Annotated in this window: 16 protein-coding genes, 1 tRNA gene and 1 pseudogene; 5 read left to right on the plus strand and 13 right to left on the minus strand. The window is 73.1% G+C overall.

Annotated elements, in window-relative coordinates; translation table 11 throughout:
* Window positions 1–2: 2 nt before the first annotated feature.
* Genes KG111_RS00155 through KG111_RS00175 form a run of 5 tightly spaced genes read right to left on the minus strand, consistent with a single transcriptional unit; the run spans window position 3 to window position 5610 of the window.
* A complete protein-coding gene (locus KG111_RS00155; protein WP_205291215.1) occupies window positions 3–1514 on the minus strand; it encodes a peptidoglycan D,D-transpeptidase FtsI family protein in 1512 nt (503 codons plus the stop codon).
* Window positions 1511–2896, minus strand: coding sequence for an FtsW/RodA/SpoVE family cell cycle protein (locus KG111_RS00160; protein WP_205291214.1), 1386 nt, complete (start codon window positions 2894–2896; stop codon window positions 1511–1513). The genes KG111_RS00155 and KG111_RS00160 overlap by 4 nt, the downstream gene beginning before the upstream one ends.
* Before the next feature lie 22 nt (window positions 2897–2918).
* Window positions 2919–4424 carry a PP2C family protein-serine/threonine phosphatase gene (locus tag KG111_RS00165; RefSeq protein WP_205291213.1) on the minus strand — a complete coding sequence of 502 codons (1506 nt, stop codon included), beginning with the start codon at window positions 4422–4424 and terminating at the stop codon, window positions 2919–2921.
* The gene (locus tag KG111_RS00170) at window positions 4425–4889 is read right to left on the minus strand and encodes an FHA domain-containing protein FhaB/FipA (protein ID WP_205291212.1); all 465 of its coding nucleotides are present in this window, start codon (window positions 4887–4889) and stop codon (window positions 4425–4427) included.
* Complete coding sequence (locus tag KG111_RS00175; RefSeq protein ID WP_205291211.1) at window positions 4882–5610, minus strand: FHA domain-containing protein; 729 nt, start codon at window positions 5608–5610, stop codon at window positions 4882–4884. Before KG111_RS00175 ends, KG111_RS00170 begins: the two co-directional genes overlap by 8 nt.
* 161 nt (window positions 5611–5771) lie before the next feature.
* On the opposite strand from KG111_RS00175, the gene KG111_RS00180 reads away from it, so the two are divergent.
* Window positions 5772–5855: transfer RNA gene (locus KG111_RS00180), tRNA-Leu, on the plus strand.
* Window positions 5829–6488 (plus strand): annotated as a pseudogene (locus tag KG111_RS18390) (LLM class flavin-dependent oxidoreductase); the annotation flags it as partial. The gene KG111_RS00180 and the pseudogene KG111_RS18390, both read left to right, overlap by 27 nt.
* A 75-nt stretch (window positions 6489–6563) precedes the next feature.
* Here KG111_RS18390 and lhgO read toward each other — a convergent pair.
* From lhgO to KG111_RS00210, 5 genes are all read right to left on the minus strand, one after another.
* Window positions 6564–7772 (minus strand): L-2-hydroxyglutarate oxidase, encoded by a 1209-nt coding sequence (gene lhgO / locus KG111_RS00190; protein WP_205291210.1) that lies wholly within the window; start codon window positions 7770–7772, stop codon window positions 6564–6566.
* 18 nt (window positions 7773–7790) lie between these two features.
* Window positions 7791–8420 (minus strand): TetR/AcrR family transcriptional regulator, encoded by a 630-nt coding sequence (locus tag KG111_RS00195; RefSeq protein WP_205291209.1) that lies wholly within the window; start codon window positions 8418–8420, stop codon window positions 7791–7793.
* Window positions 8421–8502: 82 nt separating this feature from the next.
* On the minus strand, window positions 8503–9186 hold the full coding sequence (locus KG111_RS00200; RefSeq protein ID WP_205291208.1) for an ABC transporter ATP-binding protein: 684 nt from the start codon (window positions 9184–9186) through the stop codon (window positions 8503–8505).
* A complete protein-coding gene (locus KG111_RS00205) occupies window positions 9183–10322 on the minus strand; it encodes an ABC transporter permease (protein ID WP_205291207.1) in 1140 nt (379 codons plus the stop codon). The genes KG111_RS00200 and KG111_RS00205 overlap by 4 nt, the downstream gene beginning before the upstream one ends.
* A gap of 89 nt (window positions 10323–10411) precedes the next feature.
* Window positions 10412–11470: an NAD-dependent epimerase/dehydratase family protein gene (locus KG111_RS00210; protein ID WP_205291206.1), complete on the minus strand. Its 1059-nt coding sequence runs from the start codon at window positions 11468–11470 to the stop codon at window positions 10412–10414.
* Window positions 11471–11569: 99 nt separating this feature from the next.
* Between KG111_RS00210 and KG111_RS00215 the strand changes: the two genes are divergently transcribed.
* A complete protein-coding gene (locus KG111_RS00215; RefSeq protein ID WP_205291205.1) occupies window positions 11570–12124 on the plus strand; it encodes a DUF2243 domain-containing protein in 555 nt (184 codons plus the stop codon).
* Between the two features lie 3 nt (window positions 12125–12127).
* Here KG111_RS00215 and KG111_RS00220 read toward each other — a convergent pair whose 3' ends face one another.
* Genes KG111_RS00220 through KG111_RS00230 form a run of 3 tightly spaced genes read right to left on the minus strand, consistent with a single transcriptional unit; the run spans window position 12128 to window position 15337 of the window.
* On the minus strand, window positions 12128–12556 hold the full coding sequence (locus KG111_RS00220) for a nuclear transport factor 2 family protein (RefSeq protein ID WP_205291204.1): 429 nt from the start codon (window positions 12554–12556) through the stop codon (window positions 12128–12130).
* 53 nt (window positions 12557–12609) lie between these two features.
* Window positions 12610–14229: a sulfatase family protein gene (locus KG111_RS00225; protein WP_205291203.1), complete on the minus strand. Its 1620-nt coding sequence runs from the start codon at window positions 14227–14229 to the stop codon at window positions 12610–12612.
* Between the two features lie 58 nt (window positions 14230–14287).
* Entirely contained in the window at window positions 14288–15337 is a 1050-nt protein-coding gene (locus tag KG111_RS00230) for a formylglycine-generating enzyme family protein (RefSeq protein ID WP_249666227.1), read from the minus strand.
* Window positions 15338–15445: 108 nt separating this feature from the next.
* Here KG111_RS00230 and KG111_RS00235 point away from each other — a divergent pair, with 108 nt between their 5' ends.
* Together KG111_RS00235 and KG111_RS00240 are read left to right on the plus strand one after the other, a co-directional pair.
* Window positions 15446–16615, plus strand: a complete 1170-nt coding sequence (locus tag KG111_RS00235; RefSeq protein WP_205291202.1) for a GGDEF domain-containing protein — start codon at window positions 15446–15448, stop codon at window positions 16613–16615.
* Between the two features lie 89 nt (window positions 16616–16704).
* Window positions 16705–17838 carry a phosphatase PAP2 family protein gene (locus tag KG111_RS00240; protein WP_205291201.1) on the plus strand — a complete coding sequence of 378 codons (1134 nt, stop codon included), beginning with the start codon at window positions 16705–16707 and terminating at the stop codon, window positions 17836–17838.
* The last annotated feature ends 84 nt before the right edge of the window (window positions 17839–17922 follow it).

Here is a 17922-nt window from a genome sequence, read left to right on the forward strand (position 1 = left end):
GATCACTTCTCCAACACCGCTTCCATCACTGCCTTCGCGATCGGACCGCCGAGCCGACCACCGGAGATGCTCCTGCCGGGGGCCTCCTGGATCATCACCGCGACCGCCACCTCGGCGTCCTCGGCCGGGGCGAACGAGGTGAACCAGCCGTACGGCGCCTTGCCCTCGACGCCCCTCTGCGCCGTGCCGGTCTTGCCGGCGACGCTGACCCCGGGGATCGCGGCGGCAGAGGCGGTGCCGTCGTCGACGGTGGCCACCATCAGGTCGGTGACCTGCGCGGCGGTCTGCGGGGAGATCGCGTCGCGCAGCTTGTCCGGCTCGGTGGTCTCCAGCACGTCGAACGTCGAGGTCTGCACCTCCTGGACCAGGTAGGGCCGCATCAGCGCGCCGCGGTTGGCGATCGCGGCGACCACCATCGCCATCTGCAGCGGCGTGGCCTGCACGTCGAACTGCCCGAAGCCGGCGCGGGCGGTCTCGGCGTCGTTCAGCTCACGGGGGTCGCGCGCCTCGCCGTCGACCCGGTCGACGACCTCCTCGGGGAACACCGACCGTGCCTGCGGGCCGAGGTCGCGCAGGTACTCCTCGTTGAACCCGAACGCCTCCGCGGTCTCCCGCAGCCGCTCCGGACCCACCTCGACGGCCATCTTGGCGAAGGCGGTGTTGCAGGACTGGCCCATCGCGGTCGCGAACGAGATCTCCTTGGGGCTGCAGCCGCCGCGGCCCTCGTTGTCGATCACGTTGTTCTCGCCCCGGGTGCCGGGCGCCTGCCAGGTCGCGCCGGAGGGGATCCGGTCGTCGGCGTTGTAGAGACCCGCCTCGATCGCTGCGGCGGCGGTGACGATCTTGAACGTCGAGCCCGGGAAGAGCCGGGTCTGGATCGCCCGGTTCAGCAGCGGCTGGTGGTCGTCGTCGCTGAGCCGGTCGTAGGCCTTCTCCCGGGTCTCCCGGTCGTGCGAGGCCAGCTCGTTGGGGTCGTACGACGGGTAGGAGGCCATCGCCAGGATGCGGCCCGTCTTCGGCTGGATCGCCACGACCGCGCCCTCGCCCTCGGGGCCGACGGTGTCGCGCAGCGAGGAGTAGGCGGCCTTCTGGGCGTCCGCATCGAGGGTGAGCACCACGTTGCCGCCCTGGTTGGTGTCGCCCTTGAGCAGGTCGACCAGCCGGTTCACGAACAGCCGGGAGTCCTCACCGGAGAGCACCGCGTTCTGGCTGCGCTCGATGCCGGTCTGGGCGCCCAGCTGCAGGTAGCCGGTGATCGGGGCGTAGACCTTGCGGCCCGGGTAGACGCGCAGGTACTTGTAGCGGTCGTCGACCGGCTCGCTGCGCGCCACCGGGCTGTCCCCGACCAGGATCAGGCCGCGCTCGCGGCTGAACGAGGCTGCCGTCACCCGGGCGTTGCGGCCGTCGTCGTTGAGGTCGTCGGCCTTGAAGAACTGCAGATAGGTCGCGTTCGCCATCAGGGCGAGGAACAAGAACATGCAGAAGATCGAGACGGCACGGATCGGCTTGTTCACGACTTCACCACCTTCACGATCTGCGTGGCCTGCTCGTCGGGGTCCTCACCGGCCACGTCGAGGTCCGGCACCGGACGACGGGCCTGGTCGGAGATCCGCAGCAGGATCGCCACGATCACCCAGTTCGCGATCAGCGAGGATCCTCCGTAGGACAGGAAGGGCGTGGTCAGACCGGTCAGCGGGATCAGCCGGGTCACGCCGCCGATCACGACGAAGACCTGCAGCGCGAAGATCGCCGCCAGCCCCGTCGCCATCAGCTTGCCGAAGCCGTCACGGGAGATCAGCGCCGCCCGCAGCGCCCGCTCCACCACCAACCCGTAGAGCAGCAGCACCGCCATCACCGCGGTGAGCCCGAGCTCCTCACCGATCGCGGCCATGATGAAGTCCGACTCCGCGTACGGCACCCGCTCCGGCATGCCGTCACCGAAGCCGCGGCCGATCATCCCGCCCCAGGCGAAGCCGTAGAGCGCCTGCACCAGCTGGTAGCCGGTGCCGTTGGCGTCGGCGAAGGGGTCCAGCCAGATGTCGACGCGGCGCTGCACGTGGGAGAACAGACGGAACGCCATCGCGGCACCGCCGAAGAACAGCAGGCCGCCGACCACCAGCCACCCGGGCCGCTCCGTGGCGACGTACAGCATCACCAGGAAGAGGCCGAAGAACAGCAGGCTGGAGCCGAGGTCGCGCTGCAGCACGAGGATGCCGAGGCTGACCACCCACATCATCAGGATCGGGCCGAGGTCGCGGCCCCGCGGCAGGTCCAGGAACAGCACCCGGCGCCCGGCGAGCGCCAGCGCGTCGCGGTGCACCACCAGGTAGCCGGCGAAGGTGATCACCAGCAGCACCTTGGCGACCTCGCCGGGCTGGAAGCTGAACGGGCCGAGCGAGATCCAGATCCGCGCGCCGTTGATCTCGGTGCCCAGCACCGGCAGCATCGGCAGCACCAGCAGCGCGATCGCGGCCAGGCCCGAGGTGTAGGTGAACCGGGCCAGCAGCCGGTGGTCGGGCAGCAGCACGAGGGTGAGGACGAACAGGATCACCCCGAGCGTCATCCAGGTCAGCTGCTGGGCGGCCAGGTCGGTGTCCTTGGCGACGTCGAGGCGGCGGATCACCGCCAGGCCCAGGCCATTGAGCGCAGCCACCACGGGCAGCAGCACCGGGTCGGCGTACGGCGCGACGAGACGCACCGCGACGTGGGCGGCGACGATGAGCACCGTCAGCCAGCCGCCGTACCCGACGAGGTTGGCCGGGACCTCCCCGTCGACGCCGAGCCCGACCGCGGCGTACCCGCCGATGCCGACGACGAGCGCCAGCACCAGCAGGAAGAGCTCCGCGCCGCGGCGGCGGCGGTGGACGAAGCCCATCAGGGCGGAGTTGGTGGCCATCAGTGCATGCGTCCTTCGCGCCTCAGGACGCGTCGCTCAGGGAGCCGAGCCCGCCGGTGAAGCCGCCACCGTCGGTCTCGGCGCCGCTGGAGGGCGCGGGCTCGTCGGGCTCGTCGAGGTCGGCCGGGTCCGTGGACTGCTCGGCACGGTCGCTGCCGAGCTGGCGAAGCTTGCGCTCGGCGTCGCGGTAGTTGTCGTAGGCGATGCCCTCGTCGACCTTGCGCCGCTCGGTGTCGCTGAGGTCGTTCACGGACAGGTCGGAGACCCGGTAGACGCTGGACAGGCCCGGCACCTGCACGCCGCGGTAGATCACCACCGTGTCGTCGTCGGTGCCGACGTAGTACTGCTTCTGGCTCCACCAGTAGGCGGTCGCGACGCCGATCCAGACCAGGCCGACGAGCACCGCCAGCGCCAGCAGCCGTCGGGCCAGGCTGAAGCGGCGCGGCGGGCGCGGCGCGTAGCGGATCGTCTCCAGGTCGGGCGGGTCGGCGTAGACCGCCGAGACGCCGACGGGGATGTCGGCGGGGATCGGCTCGAGCTCCCCGGTGTCGCCGGAGCGGTGGCCGCGGAACAGTCCGCGCGGTCGGCGCTGCTTGAGGTCGGCGGCGGCGCCCACCACCTGCGGCTCGGCGAACAGCAGCGGCGCGTCGGTGGTGTCGGCCATGTCGCCGGTGGGTGCCAGCGGCGCCGGTACGACGTCGGCGACCACGCAGGTCACGTTGTCGGAGCTGCCGGCCTCCAGGCTGGCGCGGACCATCTCGATCGCGGAGAACTCCGGGGTCCCGCCGGTGAGGATGTCGGCGATGCGGCGGTCGTCCAGCACCCCGCACGCCCCGTCGCTGCACAGGAACAGCCGGTCCCCGGCGACGAGCTCGATGGTGAACAGGTCCGGCTCGACGTCGTGGAGCCCGTCGAGGGCCTTGAGGATCAGGTTGCGGTGCGGGTGGACCCGCGCCTCCTCCTCGGTGATCCGTCCCTCGTCGATGAGGCTCTGCACGAACGTGTGGTCGCTGGTCAGCTGGGACAGCTCGCCGTCGCGCTGCAGGTAGGCCCGGGAGTCCCCGACGTGGCCCAGCGCCAGGCGCCGGCCATCGAAGAGCGCCACCGTGGCGGTGGTGCTGGTGCCGTTGAGGGAGGGGTCCTGGTCGACCTGGACGCCGATCGAGACGTGCGCCTCGTGCAGGCCGTCGTTGATCCGGTCGATGAGGTCGACCGAGCCCGGCGGCTCGTCGAGCTGGCGCAGCTCGTTGACCGCGATGCTGGAGGCGATGTCACCACGTGCGGCGCCACCGACCCCGTCGCACACCGCGAGCAGCCACGGCCCGGCGTAGCCGGAGTCCTGGTTGTCCTTGCGGACCCGGCCCACGTCGGAGACCGCGTAGAACGCCAGCTCCAGCGGGCTGCGCTGCTCACCGGCGCCGGGGGCGCCGTCGGCGTCGGGCTGCTGCGGCGGCACCTCCGCGGTGTCCGCGGCCAGCGCGGGCGACTCCGGGACAGCCGAGCCGTCGAGGGGCGTGGGGTCGTTCATCTACTTCCTCAGCTCCACGATGGTCTTGCCGACGCGGATCTGGGATCCCAGTCCGATCGGGACGGGCTGGGTCAGTCGCTGGCTGCCGAGGTAGGTGCCGTTGGTGGAGCCGAGGTCCTCGACGTACCACTGGCCGCCGGAGGAGACGATCCGCGCGTGCCGGGTGGAGACGTAGTCGTCGTCGAGGCGGATGGCCGCGTCGTTGCCGCGCCCGATGAGGATCGGGGCGTCGGCCAGGGAGGCGACGATGCCGGTGTTGACGCCCTGGACGACCTCGGCCCGGGTGGGCTGGCCGCGCTTGGGGTTCGGCGTCTTCGGCGGACGGGGCTGCTTGCCGGGCCCTGCGGGGGCGGGCACGCGGGCGCCGAACATGTCCGAGCGGATCACCGAGATCGCCGAGAGCACGAAGATCCACAGGATCGCCAGGTAGGCGATGCGGACCAGGAACAGGGTGAGCTCAGACATCGGCTGCCTCCTGCAGCAGTCGCAGGACCAGCGAGGTGTGGCCCACCTGGACCCGGGAGCCGTCGTGGAGCACGGCGCGGGCCACCTTCTGCCCGTCGACCCGGATGCCGTTGGTCGAGCCCATGTCGTGGACCTCGACCGAGACCGGTCCGTCGGCGCCGGGGCCCGTGGCCGAGGTGATCAGGAACTCCGCGTGCCGCCGGCTGACGCCGGGGTCGTTGATCCGGATGTCGGCCTCGCTGCCGCGGCCGACGACGAGGCCCGGCGCCGACAGCGGGTGCTGGGTGCCGTTGACCTCGATGACGGCACGGGTGCGCCGGCCGGTGGCGCCCCGGGCGTGCCCGGTGACCGCGGCCTCCGCCTTGCTGCGCACCCGGAACCGCCCGGTGCCCAGGTCCTCGGCGGCCTCGAACGAGATCCGCAGCGGACCGGGGAAGACGTAGGACTGCAGCTCGGCGTGCTCGTTGAGCTGATGGGTCAGCTCGCTCTCCAGCGCCGAGTCGTACGGCGCCAGCCGCTCGAGGTCGGACTCGGCGAGCTCGACGACGAACGTGTTCGGCACCAGCCGGCGCTGCCGCGAGAGGATCTGCGCCTTGTTGTCGAGCTCGCGCTGCAGGCTGGCCGCGATCTCCACCGGCTGCACCGCGCTGCGGAAGGTGCGGGCGAAGACGCCGGAGATCGCCTGCTCGAGCCGTTGCTCGAAACGTTGCAGCCCGCCCACGTGCACGCCTCCTTCCGCTCGTGCGCCTCGCCGTCCAACGAAGGCGCGCCGTACCTGTCCCATCAAGTCCCCATGATCGTATCGGTGAGGGCCCGCTGAGCCGGGGACCGCGCTGGTTTGGGCGATGGGCCCTGGCTGGGATAGCCTTCCGACTGCTTCAAGCGCGAGTGGCGGAATAGGCAGACGCGCACGGTTCAGGTCCGTGTGCCCGAAAGGGCGTGGGGGTTCAACTCCCCCCTCGCGCACAGAAGAGGCGAAGCCCCAGGAAACTGGGGCTTCGTTGTTTTTTGGCCACGGTCCTTCTGGCGGGTCCTTCCTGCTCGGCTGCGCTCCGGCAGGCCGGGTACCGAGACGTCGGCGAAACGCCGCTCCGGCGCAAGGAGGCACCATGGCGAACGACACACCAGAGCGCGTTCGTGTGGTCGCTGATCGGGGCGCTCTCCCAGGTCACCGAGCTGCCGGTGACCACGGCGGTCACCTGCCCCACCGTGCGCATCCACCCCGCCGTGCTGGCACAGGCCGCGGCGACCTCCCACGCCCTGCTCAAGGGCCGGTTCCGGCTCGGGGTGGGCACCGGGGAGGCGGTGCAGCACCACGGCCCGCACTACACGGTGGAGAACGCACGGATCTACACCCGGCGTGAGGACCCGCCGCCGGTGTGGATCTCCGCCTTCGGACCCCGGGCGGCCGAGCTGGCCACCCGGATGGGCGACGGACTGATCACGATGATGCCCAGCGGCGGGGTGGTCGACGCGTTCCGGGAGTCCGGCAAACCGATGGCGGCCGGTTTCAAGGTGGCGTGGGCCGACACCGAGGACGAGGGTGTCGCGCACGCGCACCGGCTCTGGCCCAACGCCGGCCTGCCCGGCGAGCTCGCCCAGGTGCTGCGGCGTACGGCGAGCGGGTGCTGCCCGCGCTGCGCGGCTGAGGCACGTCGTACCCCTCGGGCGGCGTCAGCCGAGCCGACCCACCTCGGCAGCGAGCATGGCGGCGATGGGGAAGGCCGAGGTCGCGGCCGGGGAGGGTGCGTTGACCACGTGCAGGGTCCGCGCGGTGCGGCGCAGCAGGAAGTCGTGCACGAACGAGCCGTCGCGCAGCACGGCCTGGGCTCGGATGCCCGCCTCGCGCGGGCGCAGGTCGGCCAACGTGAGCGAAGGACAGTACTTGCGGCACAGCGCCAGGTAGCCGCGCTTGGACAGTGAGCTGCGCAGCTCGCGCACACCGGTGGCGGCGTGGGTGCGGGCGACATGCCACGTCCCCGGGAACGTCGCCAGGTCGCGGACGTCGGCCCAGCGCACCGACCCCTTGGCGTAGCCCTCGCGGCTCAGCCCCAGCACCGCGTTCGGTCCCACGTTGAGCGTGCCGTCGACCGTCGGCGTCAGGTGCACCCCCAGGAACGGCAGCGCGGGGTCGGGAACCGGGTAGATCAGCGTCGAGACCAGGTCCTGCTTGGCCGGTACGACGTCGAAGTACTCGCCGCGGAACGGCACGATGCGGAAGTCCACGTCGATGCCGCACAGCCGTGCCATCCGGTCGGCCTGCAGGCCGGCGCAGAAGACCACGCGCTCGGCGGTGAACGAGCCGGTGCCGGCGCCCGTCGCGGTGCGCACGGTGACGGCCTCGGCGCCCTCGCCCACTCCGACGACCTCGACGCCGGTGCGCACCTCGCCGCCGGGCGCCGCGGCGACCAGCTCGGCGAGGCGGCGGGTGATCGCGACGTAGTCGGTGATCGCGGTGCCGGCGATCGCCAGGGCGCCCAGCCCGGCGACGGCGGGCTCACGACGACGCAGCTCGGCCGCGTCGATCACCTCAGCCTCGATGCCGTTGGCCGCGGCCCGCTCGGTCAGGGCAGCCAGCCGGGCCAGCTCGGTCTCGTCGGTGGCGACCAGGAGCTTGCCGCACTCGCGCATCGCGATGCCGTGCTCGGCGGTGAAGCGTTTCGTCGCCGCCGCACCCGCCCGGCACAGCCGCGCCTTGAGGCTGCCGGGCTCGTAGTAGATCCCGGAGTGGATCACGCCGCTGTTGTGCCCGGTCTGGTGGACGGCGACCGCGTCCTCCTTCTCCAGCACCAGCACGCTCGCGTCCGGCCGCTCGCTCAGCAGCCGGTGCGCCGTCGCCAGGCCCACGATGCCGCCACCGACCACGACGACGTCGTACCGCACGGCAGGCCCTCCGCCTCGCTACGAGGCGTCGCCGGCCCACGCCGGCGGGGCGCCGTCCAGCCCCAGGTAGCCGCCGAGCAGCCGGCGCAACCGGGCGAGCACGACCTCGTGCGAGGGCTGCCCGTCGCCGGTCGTCTCGCAGCTGCCGGCGTTGCGCGAGGCCTGCACGATGAGGGAGTCGACGAGCTCGGCCATCGCGCCGACCTCGGGCTCGCCGAGCTCGGTGAGCGCCGCGCGCAGCGGCACCTGCAGCTCGGCGTGGAACTGCTCCATGGGGCCCTGCAGCACGGCGGGCTCGACCACCCGGGTCAGGGCGTGGGCGACCGCCTGCTCGGAGCTGGCGAAGAGCGAGACGTTGGCCTCGACGTACGCCCAGACCCGCTCCGCGGGGCTCCCGGCGCTCGCGACCTGCTCCTGCACCTGCCGCGCCCAGTCGGGGAAGACGTCGGCGACGACCGCGCGCAGCAGGTCGTCGGGGGAGGAGAAGTACTGGTAGACGCTGCTGCGGGCCAGCCCGGCGCGCCGGCCCAGCGCCGCCATGGACGGGGCCTGCCCGGTCTCGGCGAGCAGCACGCGCGCCGCGTCCAGCAGGACGCGGCGCTGCCGGGCGTGGTGCTCGGCCACGGTGGGTGCGTCGATGCGCGGCATGACCGATCTCCTCTCCGCCCGCTGTCCGGGGCCGTCGCGACCGGGACGGAGCCCGGTCGCGACGACCTCACGGAACCCCGGCTCAGTCAGCCCGGGGCTCCAACCGACCGTCGACCATTTCATACACCCGGTCGCAGTGGTGCAGCACCTCGTGGTCGTGGGTGACCATCACGCCCGCGACGTCGTGCTCGCGGGTCTCGCGGGCCAGCAGCGCGACGATGTCCTGGCTGCGCTGCCGGTCCAGGGCCGCGGTCGGCTCGTCGACGAGCAGCAGCTCGGGACGGGTCACCAGCGCGCGGGCGATGCCCACCCGCTGCCGCTCGCCACCGGAGAGCTCGTGCGGGCGCCGCCCTGCCTTGTGGTCCATGCCCACCTCGGTGAGCAGCTCCATCGGGTCGCGCAGCTCCTTGCCCTCGCCGAGGCGACCGAAGGTCGCCGGGAGGCGCACCTGGTCGCGCGCGGTCAGCGCCGGCACCAGGTTCGAGCTCTGGAACACGAAGCCGATCCGCTCCCGGCGGATCTCGCTGCGACGGCGCGGGGACGCCGCGACCAGGTCGACGTCGCCGAGCACCACCGAGCCGGAGGTCGGTGTGGTGAGCGCGCCGGCGACGGCCAGCAGGCTGGACTTGCCCGAGCCCGAGGGGCCGACGATGGCGACCAGCTCGCCGCGGGCCACGGTGAGGCTGACGTCGTCCAGGGCGGTGACGGTCTCGTCGCCGTCGCCGTGGACGAGGGTGACCGAGCTCAGCTGGAGTGCGGTGGTCATCGGTTGCCTCCCAGGGCGCTCAGCGGGTCGACCTTGGTGATGCGGAGCACCGCCGCCGCGGCGCCGAGCATGCCCAGCACCAGCAGCAGGATCCCGGCGAAGGCGATCGGTCCGGCCTCCAGGGCGAAGGGCATGCTGGTGGTCCCGATCGCCAGGCCCAGTCCGACGCCGACCGCGATGCCGAGGCCGGCGGAGACGACGAGCAGGACGAAGGACTGCAGCAGGCTCTCCCCTAGCAGGTAGCGGCGACCGGCGCCCATGGCGCGCAGCACGGCGATCTCGCCCTTGCGCTGGATGGTGAGCACGGTGAAGAAGGCTCCGACCACCAGGGCGCTGATCAGGTAGAGGAAGACCTTGATCAGCTGCAGCGTCGAGGTCTCGGCGGTGTAGCCGGGCGAGGCGCCGAACGACTCCTCCAGCGTCATCGAGGTGGTGTCGGCCGCCTTGTCGGCGGCGGCCAGGTCGGTCGCGTCGCCGTCCTTGGCCTGCACCGCGACGGCGGTGATGTCCTCGTAGACACGGTCCGGGACCTGGTCACCGGGTCGCACGCCCGCCTTGGCCTCCTGCCAGCTGGGCAGCGACAGGTACGCCATGTCGACGTGGCCGAACGTGTGCTGGCCGTCGAGCACGCCGACGACGCGCAGCTCCATGCCGCTGGGCTCGAGCACGACGGTGTCGCCGATCTCGACGCCCTCGTCCAGGGCGGTCTCGGAGATGACGATCTCGTTGTCGCCGCTCAGCGGCTCGCCGTCGACGACATCGGGGTCGAGGAAGGAGCCGAGCTCGACGCCGATCAGGGCGAGGTCGATCTCCACGCCCTTGTCGGTGCGGCCGTTGGCCAGCGTGTTGCCGAGCGGGGCGGCCTCGGCGACGTCGTCGCGCTTCGACCACGTCTCGACCGCGTCGGGGCCCACGACGCTGCGGGAGAACGCCGATCCCTTCTCCACGTCGTGCTGGAAGGCCAGCGAGGTGACGGGCATCTTCTGCAGGCCCGAGACACCGTCGTTGACCAGGCCGGAGGACAGGCCGCTGAGCAGCACCATCAGCACGGCGATCAGGGCGACCACGCTGCCCATCAGGGCGAAGCGGCCCCGCGCGAAGCGGAGCTCACGGACGGCTAGGAACTGGGGCCTCATCGCGGCCCACCTTTTGTCGACGCCATGTCCCCATGATACCGACACCGTGTCGGGATACTGTCATCGGCGGGTCTCGCCCGGTTCGCTCCTCAGTCGACCGGCACCGGTGGCACCGGTGCCGCCGGCGGCCGGGCGCGGCGGCGGAGGAAGAACTCCGCTGCGTCGCGCACCGTGTCCGCCAGCGGCCGTGGCTGCCAGCCCAGCTCCGTCAGTGCGCGGCTGTGGTCCAGCGGGGTCATCACGTGCATCAGGCGCACCGTCTCCCGGGTCAGCCGTGACTCTCGGTCGCGGACCCGGGCCACGACCTCGCCCACCGCGCCGACCGCGGACAGCACCGGCAGCGGGATCCCCCAGCGCGGGGCGGGCACGCCGACGTGCTCGGCGCCGGTGCGCAGGATCTCCTCGGTGCTCATCCAGCCCGCGGAGACGATGTAGCGGGCACCGACCCGGCCGCGCTCCGCGGCCAGCAGGAACGCCTGCGCGGCGTCGCGGACGTCGACGACCTCGGCCGCCGCGCCCCGCACGTAGAACCTGCTTCGCCCGCGCACCGCCGCCTTGAGGAACCCGCCGTGCGGGGTCGGCAGGTGGTCGCCGGGGCCGTAGGTGTTGGCCACGCAGAGTGCGACGACCGGCACGCCGTGCTCGCGGGCGTAGCCCAGCGCCAGCTCCTCGGCGGCCACCCGGGAGGCGATGTAGTGGCCGGTGCGGTGCAACCAGTTGTGCGGGCCGTCGTCCTCGGTGACCGGACGCTCGCCGATCGGCAGTGTGCCGATGGAGCTGGTGAGCACGAACCGGTGCAGGTCATGCTCGCGGGCGACGTCGAGCACGGTGCGCAGCCCGTCCACGTTCGTCCGGTACAGCGGCGCCGGGTCCCGCAGCCACGGCCGGGCGTCCACGACGCAGAAGTGCACCACGTCGACGCCGGCCATCGCGGCGCGGATCGAGTCCGCGTCGTGCACGTCGCCGTGCACCACCTCCACCGGCCCAGCCAGCTCCTCGAGCCCTTCGAGCCCGCGGGTGGAGCTCGTCGGTCGGAGCAGGGCGCGCACGGGGTGCCCGGCGGCCGCGAGACGTCGTACGACGTGGGCGCCGAGGAAGCCCGAGGCGCCGATGACGAGGTGGTGGCGCGGACGGGTGGCGTCGGTCATGGGCGTCCTCGGGGTGGCGGGGCCCACATTGGACCCGCCGGTGCCAAGGCCGTCAAGCGCCAGGCTTCTGGGATCGCCGCGCGTGGGTACGGCGCAGGCATGACCGTCCCGTCCCGTCCGGTGCCTCCCGATCCGCCCGAGCGCCCCTCGCGCGCGCCCGGCATCCTCTACGGGATCGGGCTCGGCGGCTTCGTCGACGGCATCGTGCTGCACCAGATCCTGCAGTGGCACCACATGCTCAGCTCCACCGCGGGGAACCCGGTGGACACGGTGGCCGGCCTGGAGGTGAACACGCTCGCCGACGGCTTCTTCCACGTCTTCTCGTGGCTGTGCGTCGTCGGCGCCTCCATCGTCACCCTCGCGCAGTGGCAGCAGGGTCGGCTCGCGCCCAGCTGGCGGCTGCACCTCGGCGGGCTGCTGATCGGCTGGGGCGGCTTCAACCTCGTGGAGGGCCTGGTGGACCACCAGATCCTCGGCATCCACCACGTCCGCGACGACCTCGGCGGCCCGCTCGCGTGGGACCTGGGGTTCCTCGCCCTCGCCGTCGCGCTGATCGCTGCCGGCTGGCTGCTCCAGCGCGCCGGGATGCAGGCGCTGGAGCGCGGCCCGGCGCCCGCCCCGGCCGGGAGCCGGGGGAGCGCGGAGCAGCGCTGAGTCTCAGCCGAGCAGCGGACGTACGGCGGCGGAGTCGGCGTACTCCTCGAACCGGGCGATCCGGCCCTCGCGGACCGTGACCACCAGGCACACGGGGATCCGCACGGCCTCCCCCGCGGCACTCGTGCCCACGGTGGTCGCCTGCAGCACCCAGCCGTCCGCGTCGACCCGGAGCCGGACGTCGACGGTGCGAAGGTCCGCGCCGCCGTCGCTCAGCCGGGTGCGCGAGGGCGTGCGCTGCACCTCCACGGTCCGCTCGCCGATGTTGTGCCAGGTGGTCACTTGTTCGGCGTAGACGTCCTCGTCCGCGCGCTCGCCGGCGAGGAACGCCGGCAGCCACCGCTGGGCCAGGGCGGCGTTCGCGGCGAGCACCTCGGGGTCGGGCACGGCGATGGGCGCGGGGCTGGCCGAAGGTGCGGCCGGGTCGGTCATGACGGCATTCTCCGCTCCGCGGCGCTCGCGTGGTGCGGTTGTCCGCGGGCGGCTCAGCCCGTCGCGACCTCCTCCGGTCGCTGCGGCGTGGCCGGCCCGGGCTCGAGGCGGTCGACGGCGAACAGCTCGCGCGGGCTGGTGGGCCCGGCGCACTCGGCGTAGCGGGCGCTCAGCCGCGACAGCACCGCCCGCACCTCGCCGTACGACGGGTCGTCGGCCAGGTTGTGGATCTCGAACGGGTCGCGGGCGCGGTCGTAGAGCTCGGCGCCACCGCGCCGGTACTCCACGTACGTCCAGCTGCCGACCCGCACACCGGCGTAGATCTGCTTGGCGACCTTGCGCGCCCCCACCGCACCCCACGCGGCGATCGGGACCACCCGCACGTGCGGCGCGGCGGTGACCCACGGCCGGACGTCGACGCCGTCGAGCGGGCGGGGCGGCGTCACGCCGGTGGCGGCCAGGATCGTGGCGGTCAGGTCCGGCACGGTGACCGCGGTGGAGACCACCACGCCGCGGGGCAGGCCGGGCCCGCGCATGTAGAGCGGCACCCGCAGCGACTCGTCGTAGTGGAACCGCTTGCCGTTCATGTTGTGCGGCCCGATGGCGTAGCCGTTGTCGGAGTGGAAGACGACCAGCGTGCGGTCCAGCTGTCCGGTGCGGCGCAGGGTGGCGAAGAGCCGGGCGACCGCGCGGTCCAGGCCGCGGGCCGCCTCGATCCGGCGCTGGTAGACCACGTCGAAGGCGCGGCGCTGCAGGGCGTCGAAGCGGCGCTGGTTGGCCGGCGCGTGCGCCGGCACCGTGGGGTCCCCGTCGGGGAAGGAGCTGGGGAACAGCGGCAGCGGCACGCGCCGGTAGCGGCCGCGGTCCCGGGGCGCGGGCACGGTGGTCTCGAGGTCGCCGGCCGGGGTGCCACCGAAGAGCTGCTTCGGGTCGCCCTTGCCCGCCGGGCCGCCGACGTGCGGGGCCACATAGTTCACCCAGGCGAACCAGGGCCGGCCGCCGCGGTCGGCGCCGATCATCTCGCGCGCGTGCGCCGTCATCACGTCGGTGGTGTAGCCCCGGGCGCGGGCCACGACGCCGTTGACGTTCATCTTGGGGTCGAAGAAGTTGTACGTCGACGGGTCCACCGTGGCCCGCCAGTCGCTCCAGCCCCGCGGCACGTCGCGCTCGGTGCCGTCCTTGCCGTAGCCATTGATGTACTTGCCGGTGAACAGGGTGTCGTAGCCCGCGCCGGCCAGCGCGGTGGCGAGGGTGTCGGCGTCGGAGAACGCCTGGTAGCCGCCGTCGACGCCGTTGACCGTGCGCGCGCCGTGGTTGTGCGCGTACTGCCCGCTGAGCAGCGAGGCCCGCGACGGCGCGCACAGCGGGGTGGGGGCCAGTGCGTCGGCGAAGGCGACCCCGCCGGCCTCCATCAGCCGGCGCACCCGGGGCAGGTAGGGCATGTCGATGGCGGCGAGGTCGTCGACGGTGATCACCAGCACGTTCGGCCGCGCCACGCCCGGCGCGAGCTCCGGGGTCGGGGAGGGCGCCACGACCGGCACGCCGGTGCCCGGGACCGGCGCGAGCGCCTCCTCGATGCCGAGCAGCGCGCGCTCGCTGATGCTCAGCGCGGCGCGCAGCTCCCCCGTCCGCCGTTGCTGCCGTGCCCGTCGCCGTGCCCGTCGCCGTGTCATGGCGCACCCCCCTTCGGTCCCGGCCCCGGGAGACCAAAAGTGAGGTTACTTGGTCGACTTAGGGTTGTTCGCGTTTCGGGGGTGCCGGCCGTGGCTCCAGCGACAGGAAAACCGTGGCACCGTGCGAGGTCGCCCGGGACGCCGGGCGCCGCACGCACCTGAAGCCCAGGTGCGTGGTGGCGGCGTCGGTGGTCTGCGCCTGCCGGGCGGCAGGGCGGTAGCGCAGGCAGTAGCTGGGCGCGCACAGGTGGGAGCCGCCCTTGACCACGTGCGCCGCCGGCGGCTCGGGCAGGGGTGCCCGCGGTGCGGGCGGGGCGCAGCACGACGGCGTGGCTGCGGCCACTGCCGTCGCTGGTCCGGTGCGGGCGGCGGCGCTGTGGTCCGGCGTCCACACGTCGCTGGTCCACTCCCACACGTTGCCGCACATGTCGTGCAGGCCGTAGCCGTTGGCCGGGTAGGAGCCGATCGGCGAGGTGCCGGTGTGCCCGTCGGGCGCCCGGTTCTGGTGCGGGAACTGTCCGTGCCAGGTGTTGGCCAGCACCCGGCCGCCGGGCATCGCCTCCTCGCCCCAGGCGTACGTCGCCTGGACGAGCCCGCCGCGGGCGGCGTGCTCCCACTCAGCCTCGGTCGGCAACGACAGCCCGGCCCAGGCGGCGTAGGCGCTGGCGTCGTCGTACGAGACCTGGGTGACGGGGTGGTCCTCGCCCGGAACCGTGCTGCCGGGGCCCTGCGGCTGCCGCCACGACGCGCCCGGCACCCACGACCACCAGGCGCCGGGGTCGTGCAGCGGCACCGGGTGCGCCGGCGGGGTGAAGACCATGGCGCCGGGCACCAGCAGCTCCGGCAGGGCATCGGGGTAGTCGGCGGCGTCGGGGGCGCGCTCCGCGGTCGTCACGTGCCCGGTGGCGGCGACGAAGCGCCGGAACTGCGCGACGGTGACCGGGTGCCGGTCGATCTCGAAGGCCTCCACCCGGCGGCGGTGCACGGGCCGCTCCTCGGCGTAGAACCGCGCCGATCCCATCAGCACCTCGCCCCCGGGCACCGGCACGAGGTCATGGCTGGCGAGGGGGCTGGTGGTCGGGGCGGCAGCGGGGTCGTGCGGAGGCACCGGCCGAGCCTAGGGCCGGGGTGGCCGCTGGTCCGGAGTACGCTTGGCAAAGGTTCACCGACTCGGCGGAGACCGCCGCCCGCGTCCACGCCGAGGAGATCGAGACCCGTGCTGCCCGTTTCCGTGGTCGTCTCGCTGGTCGTCGCCGCACTGGCCGCCGGCGCCGCCGTGGTGGTGGCGCTCCTGCGCCGCCGCGACTCGCTGGTCGTCGCCGCGGCCCTCGGCTGCAGCGCCGGGTGGTGCGTCGCCGCAGCGAAGAGCGACCCTGGGGCGCCGGACTTCATGTGGTGGTCGGCGCTCTGGCTGCCCTGTGTCTCGGGCTGGTGCGCCGCGGTGATGGTGCTGGCCCGGCGCACCGCGGTGCCGGGCTGGCGACCCCCCGGCACGTGGCCCCGGGTGCTGGTGGCGGTGCCCTTCCTCATCCTCGCGATCGAGCTGGTGCTGCTTCCGCTGGAGGTCTTCGGCGGTGCCCGGGAGGAGGACGGCGAGCACGTCATCACCCAGGGAGCCGGGTGGTACGTCGTCACCGCCTACGACATCGTGCTCGTGGGGCTGGCCCTGGTCTTCCTGATCGACCGGGTGGCGGTGGCGTCCCGGCGTGATCGCGGCCTGCTGGTCTCGGTCCTGGCGGCCCTCGGCTGCACCTTCGTGTCCCAGGCGGCGCCCGACGGGACGCCGTACACGCACCTGTTCGGCGTGCTCGTCGCCGCCATGCTGGCGCACGCCGCGCTCCTCGGCGGGCTCACCTCGCGACCCGTTCCCGTGCGCCGCGTCGTGCGCAGCGTCGACGCGGTCACCGGCTGCCTAGACCGGGCTGCGCTGGAGGAGGTCCTGGCCACCGAGGTGAGCGCCGCCGAGCGGACCGGCCGCCCGCTCAGCATCGGGCTGCTCGACCTCGACAACCTCAAGGTCGTCAACGACGAGCACGGTCACCTCGTCGGCGACACCGTGCTGCGCGCCGCGGTGGAGCGGATCAGCGGAGCGCTGCGCCCGGGGTTCGTCCTCGGCCGCTTCGGCGGGGACGAGTTCGTCGTGATCATGCCCGGCACGGACCTGCTCCGGGCGCACCAGGTGGTCGGGCGCTGCCAGGAGGCTGCGCGCGAACCGGTCCGGGTCGGCGAGGGACGCACGGCCCCGGCCACCTTCAGCGCGGGCGTCTCGTCCCACGCCGCCGGGGGCTCGGTGGCGGACCTGCTCGGCGCGGCGGACGCCGCGATGTACGTCGCCAAACGGGCCGGCGGCGACCGGTGCCACGCCGCGAGCGTGCCGGAGGACTGATCTCACGCCGGCCCGGAGTTGGCGCCGGGCGCGTGGTTCACTACCGTCCACGGGGGACCAAGCACGCGCGGAACGGAGAGCTCGCAGCCTTGTCAGGAACAGGTCAGGCAGCCACCGAGGCGCGCACGGGCCACCCCGCCGACCGGATGCAGGTGGTCGACGGGGCGGTGCGGTGGCGGTGGGTCACGCTCGTGGTCATCGCCTTCGTGATCGGCGTCACGACGCTGGTGGCGGGCATCGTGCTGGACCAGAAGGTCTCCGACCCCGAGGGCAGCTTCCTGGGCCCCTCGTGGGTCCGGCTGCCGGTGCTCTGCTTCTCCGCCGTCGTGGTCGACCTGCTGCCCCGGGCGTTGTGGCTCGGCCGGCTGCACCCCTCCCGCACGGTGGCGGTGGTGCGCTCCCGGATCCGCGAGCACTGGACCCGCGAGCGGGTGACGCTGGTCTTCGTCGGGATCTCGTGCTTCTACGTGACCTACGTCTGCTACCGCAACCTCAAGTCGATGCTGCCCCTGGTGCGCGACGCGACCTACGACCGTGAGCTCTTCCTGCTCGACCGCGTGGCCTTCTTCGGCACCGAGCCGTCCGCGGTGCTGCACGAGGTGCTCGGCACCACCGTCGCCGCGCACGTCCTGTCGTTCGTCTACCTGACCTACATCCCCCTGGTCGCGATCCTGGTCACCGTGTGGCTGGTCTGGTCGCGCAACATCGGCTTCGGCTGGTGGTTCGTCACCGCCCAGGCGATCGCCTGGACCCTCGGCGTGCTGTCGTACTACGCGCTGCCGACGCTGGGCCCGGGCCTGGCGTACCCGTCGCTGTTCACCGACCTGACGCCGACGGCCACCGGCGACCTCGTCGACTCCCTGGTCAACGCCCGGCACCGGTTCCTGTGGGCCGACGGCGCCTACCAGGGCGTCGCCGGCTTCGCGAGCCTGCACACCGCCATCTCGCTGCTCTGGGCGCTGATGGCGCAGTACACGATCCGCAGCCGCATCGTGCACGTGATCTTCTGGGCCAACTTCGGGCTCACCGTGCTCGCCACCATCTACTTCGGGTGGCACTACCTGGCCGACGACCTCGGCGGGATCGCGATCGCGGTGGTCGCCTTCTACCTCGGTGCGCTCGCCACCGGGCACCGTCCGCTGCCCGGCGCCGGCGCGCGTCGTGCGACGGCGGATCAGCCGCAGCCGCAGCCGGACAGCAGGCCGACCGTCCCGGCCGAGTGACTGGCTGGGTGACCGGCTGGGTGACCGGCTGGGTGACCGGCTGAGTGACCGGCTGAGTGACCCGTCGCGGGCTCGCTCGTTGAG

Source organism: Nocardioides faecalis, from assembly GCF_018388425.1.
GTDB classification, from domain to species: domain Bacteria; phylum Actinomycetota; class Actinomycetes; order Propionibacteriales; family Nocardioidaceae; genus Nocardioides; species Nocardioides faecalis.

What these genes read in the sequence shown, in the direction of transcription:
- KG111_RS00195 (WP_205291209.1), bottom strand. Translation starts at nt 8,420, where the DNA reads ATGCCGCGCATCGACGCACCCACCGTGGCCGAGCACCACGCCCGGCAG.
- KG111_RS00165 (WP_205291213.1), bottom strand. Translation starts at nt 4,424, where the DNA reads ATGAACGACCCCACGCCCCTCGACGGCTCGGCTGTCCCGGAGTCGCCC.
- KG111_RS00205 (WP_205291207.1), bottom strand. Translation starts at nt 10,322, where the DNA reads ATGAGGCCCCAGTTCCTAGCCGTCCGTGAGCTCCGCTTCGCGCGGGGC.
- KG111_RS00210 (WP_205291206.1), bottom strand. Translation starts at nt 11,470, where the DNA reads ATGACCGACGCCACCCGTCCGCGCCACCACCTCGTCATCGGCGCCTCG.
- KG111_RS00220 (WP_205291204.1), bottom strand. Translation starts at nt 12,556, where the DNA reads ATGACCGACCCGGCCGCACCTTCGGCCAGCCCCGCGCCCATCGCCGTG.
- KG111_RS00170 (WP_205291212.1), bottom strand. Translation starts at nt 4,889, where the DNA reads ATGTCTGAGCTCACCCTGTTCCTGGTCCGCATCGCCTACCTGGCGATC.
- KG111_RS00200 (WP_205291208.1), bottom strand. Translation starts at nt 9,186, where the DNA reads ATGACCACCGCACTCCAGCTGAGCTCGGTCACCCTCGTCCACGGCGAC.
- KG111_RS00225 (WP_205291203.1), bottom strand. Translation starts at nt 14,229, where the DNA reads ATGACACGGCGACGGGCACGGCGACGGGCACGGCAGCAACGGCGGACG.
- KG111_RS00215 (WP_205291205.1), top strand. Translation starts at nt 11,570, where the DNA reads ATGACCGTCCCGTCCCGTCCGGTGCCTCCCGATCCGCCCGAGCGCCCC.
- KG111_RS00160 (WP_205291214.1), bottom strand. Translation starts at nt 2,896, where the DNA reads ATGGCCACCAACTCCGCCCTGATGGGCTTCGTCCACCGCCGCCGCCGC.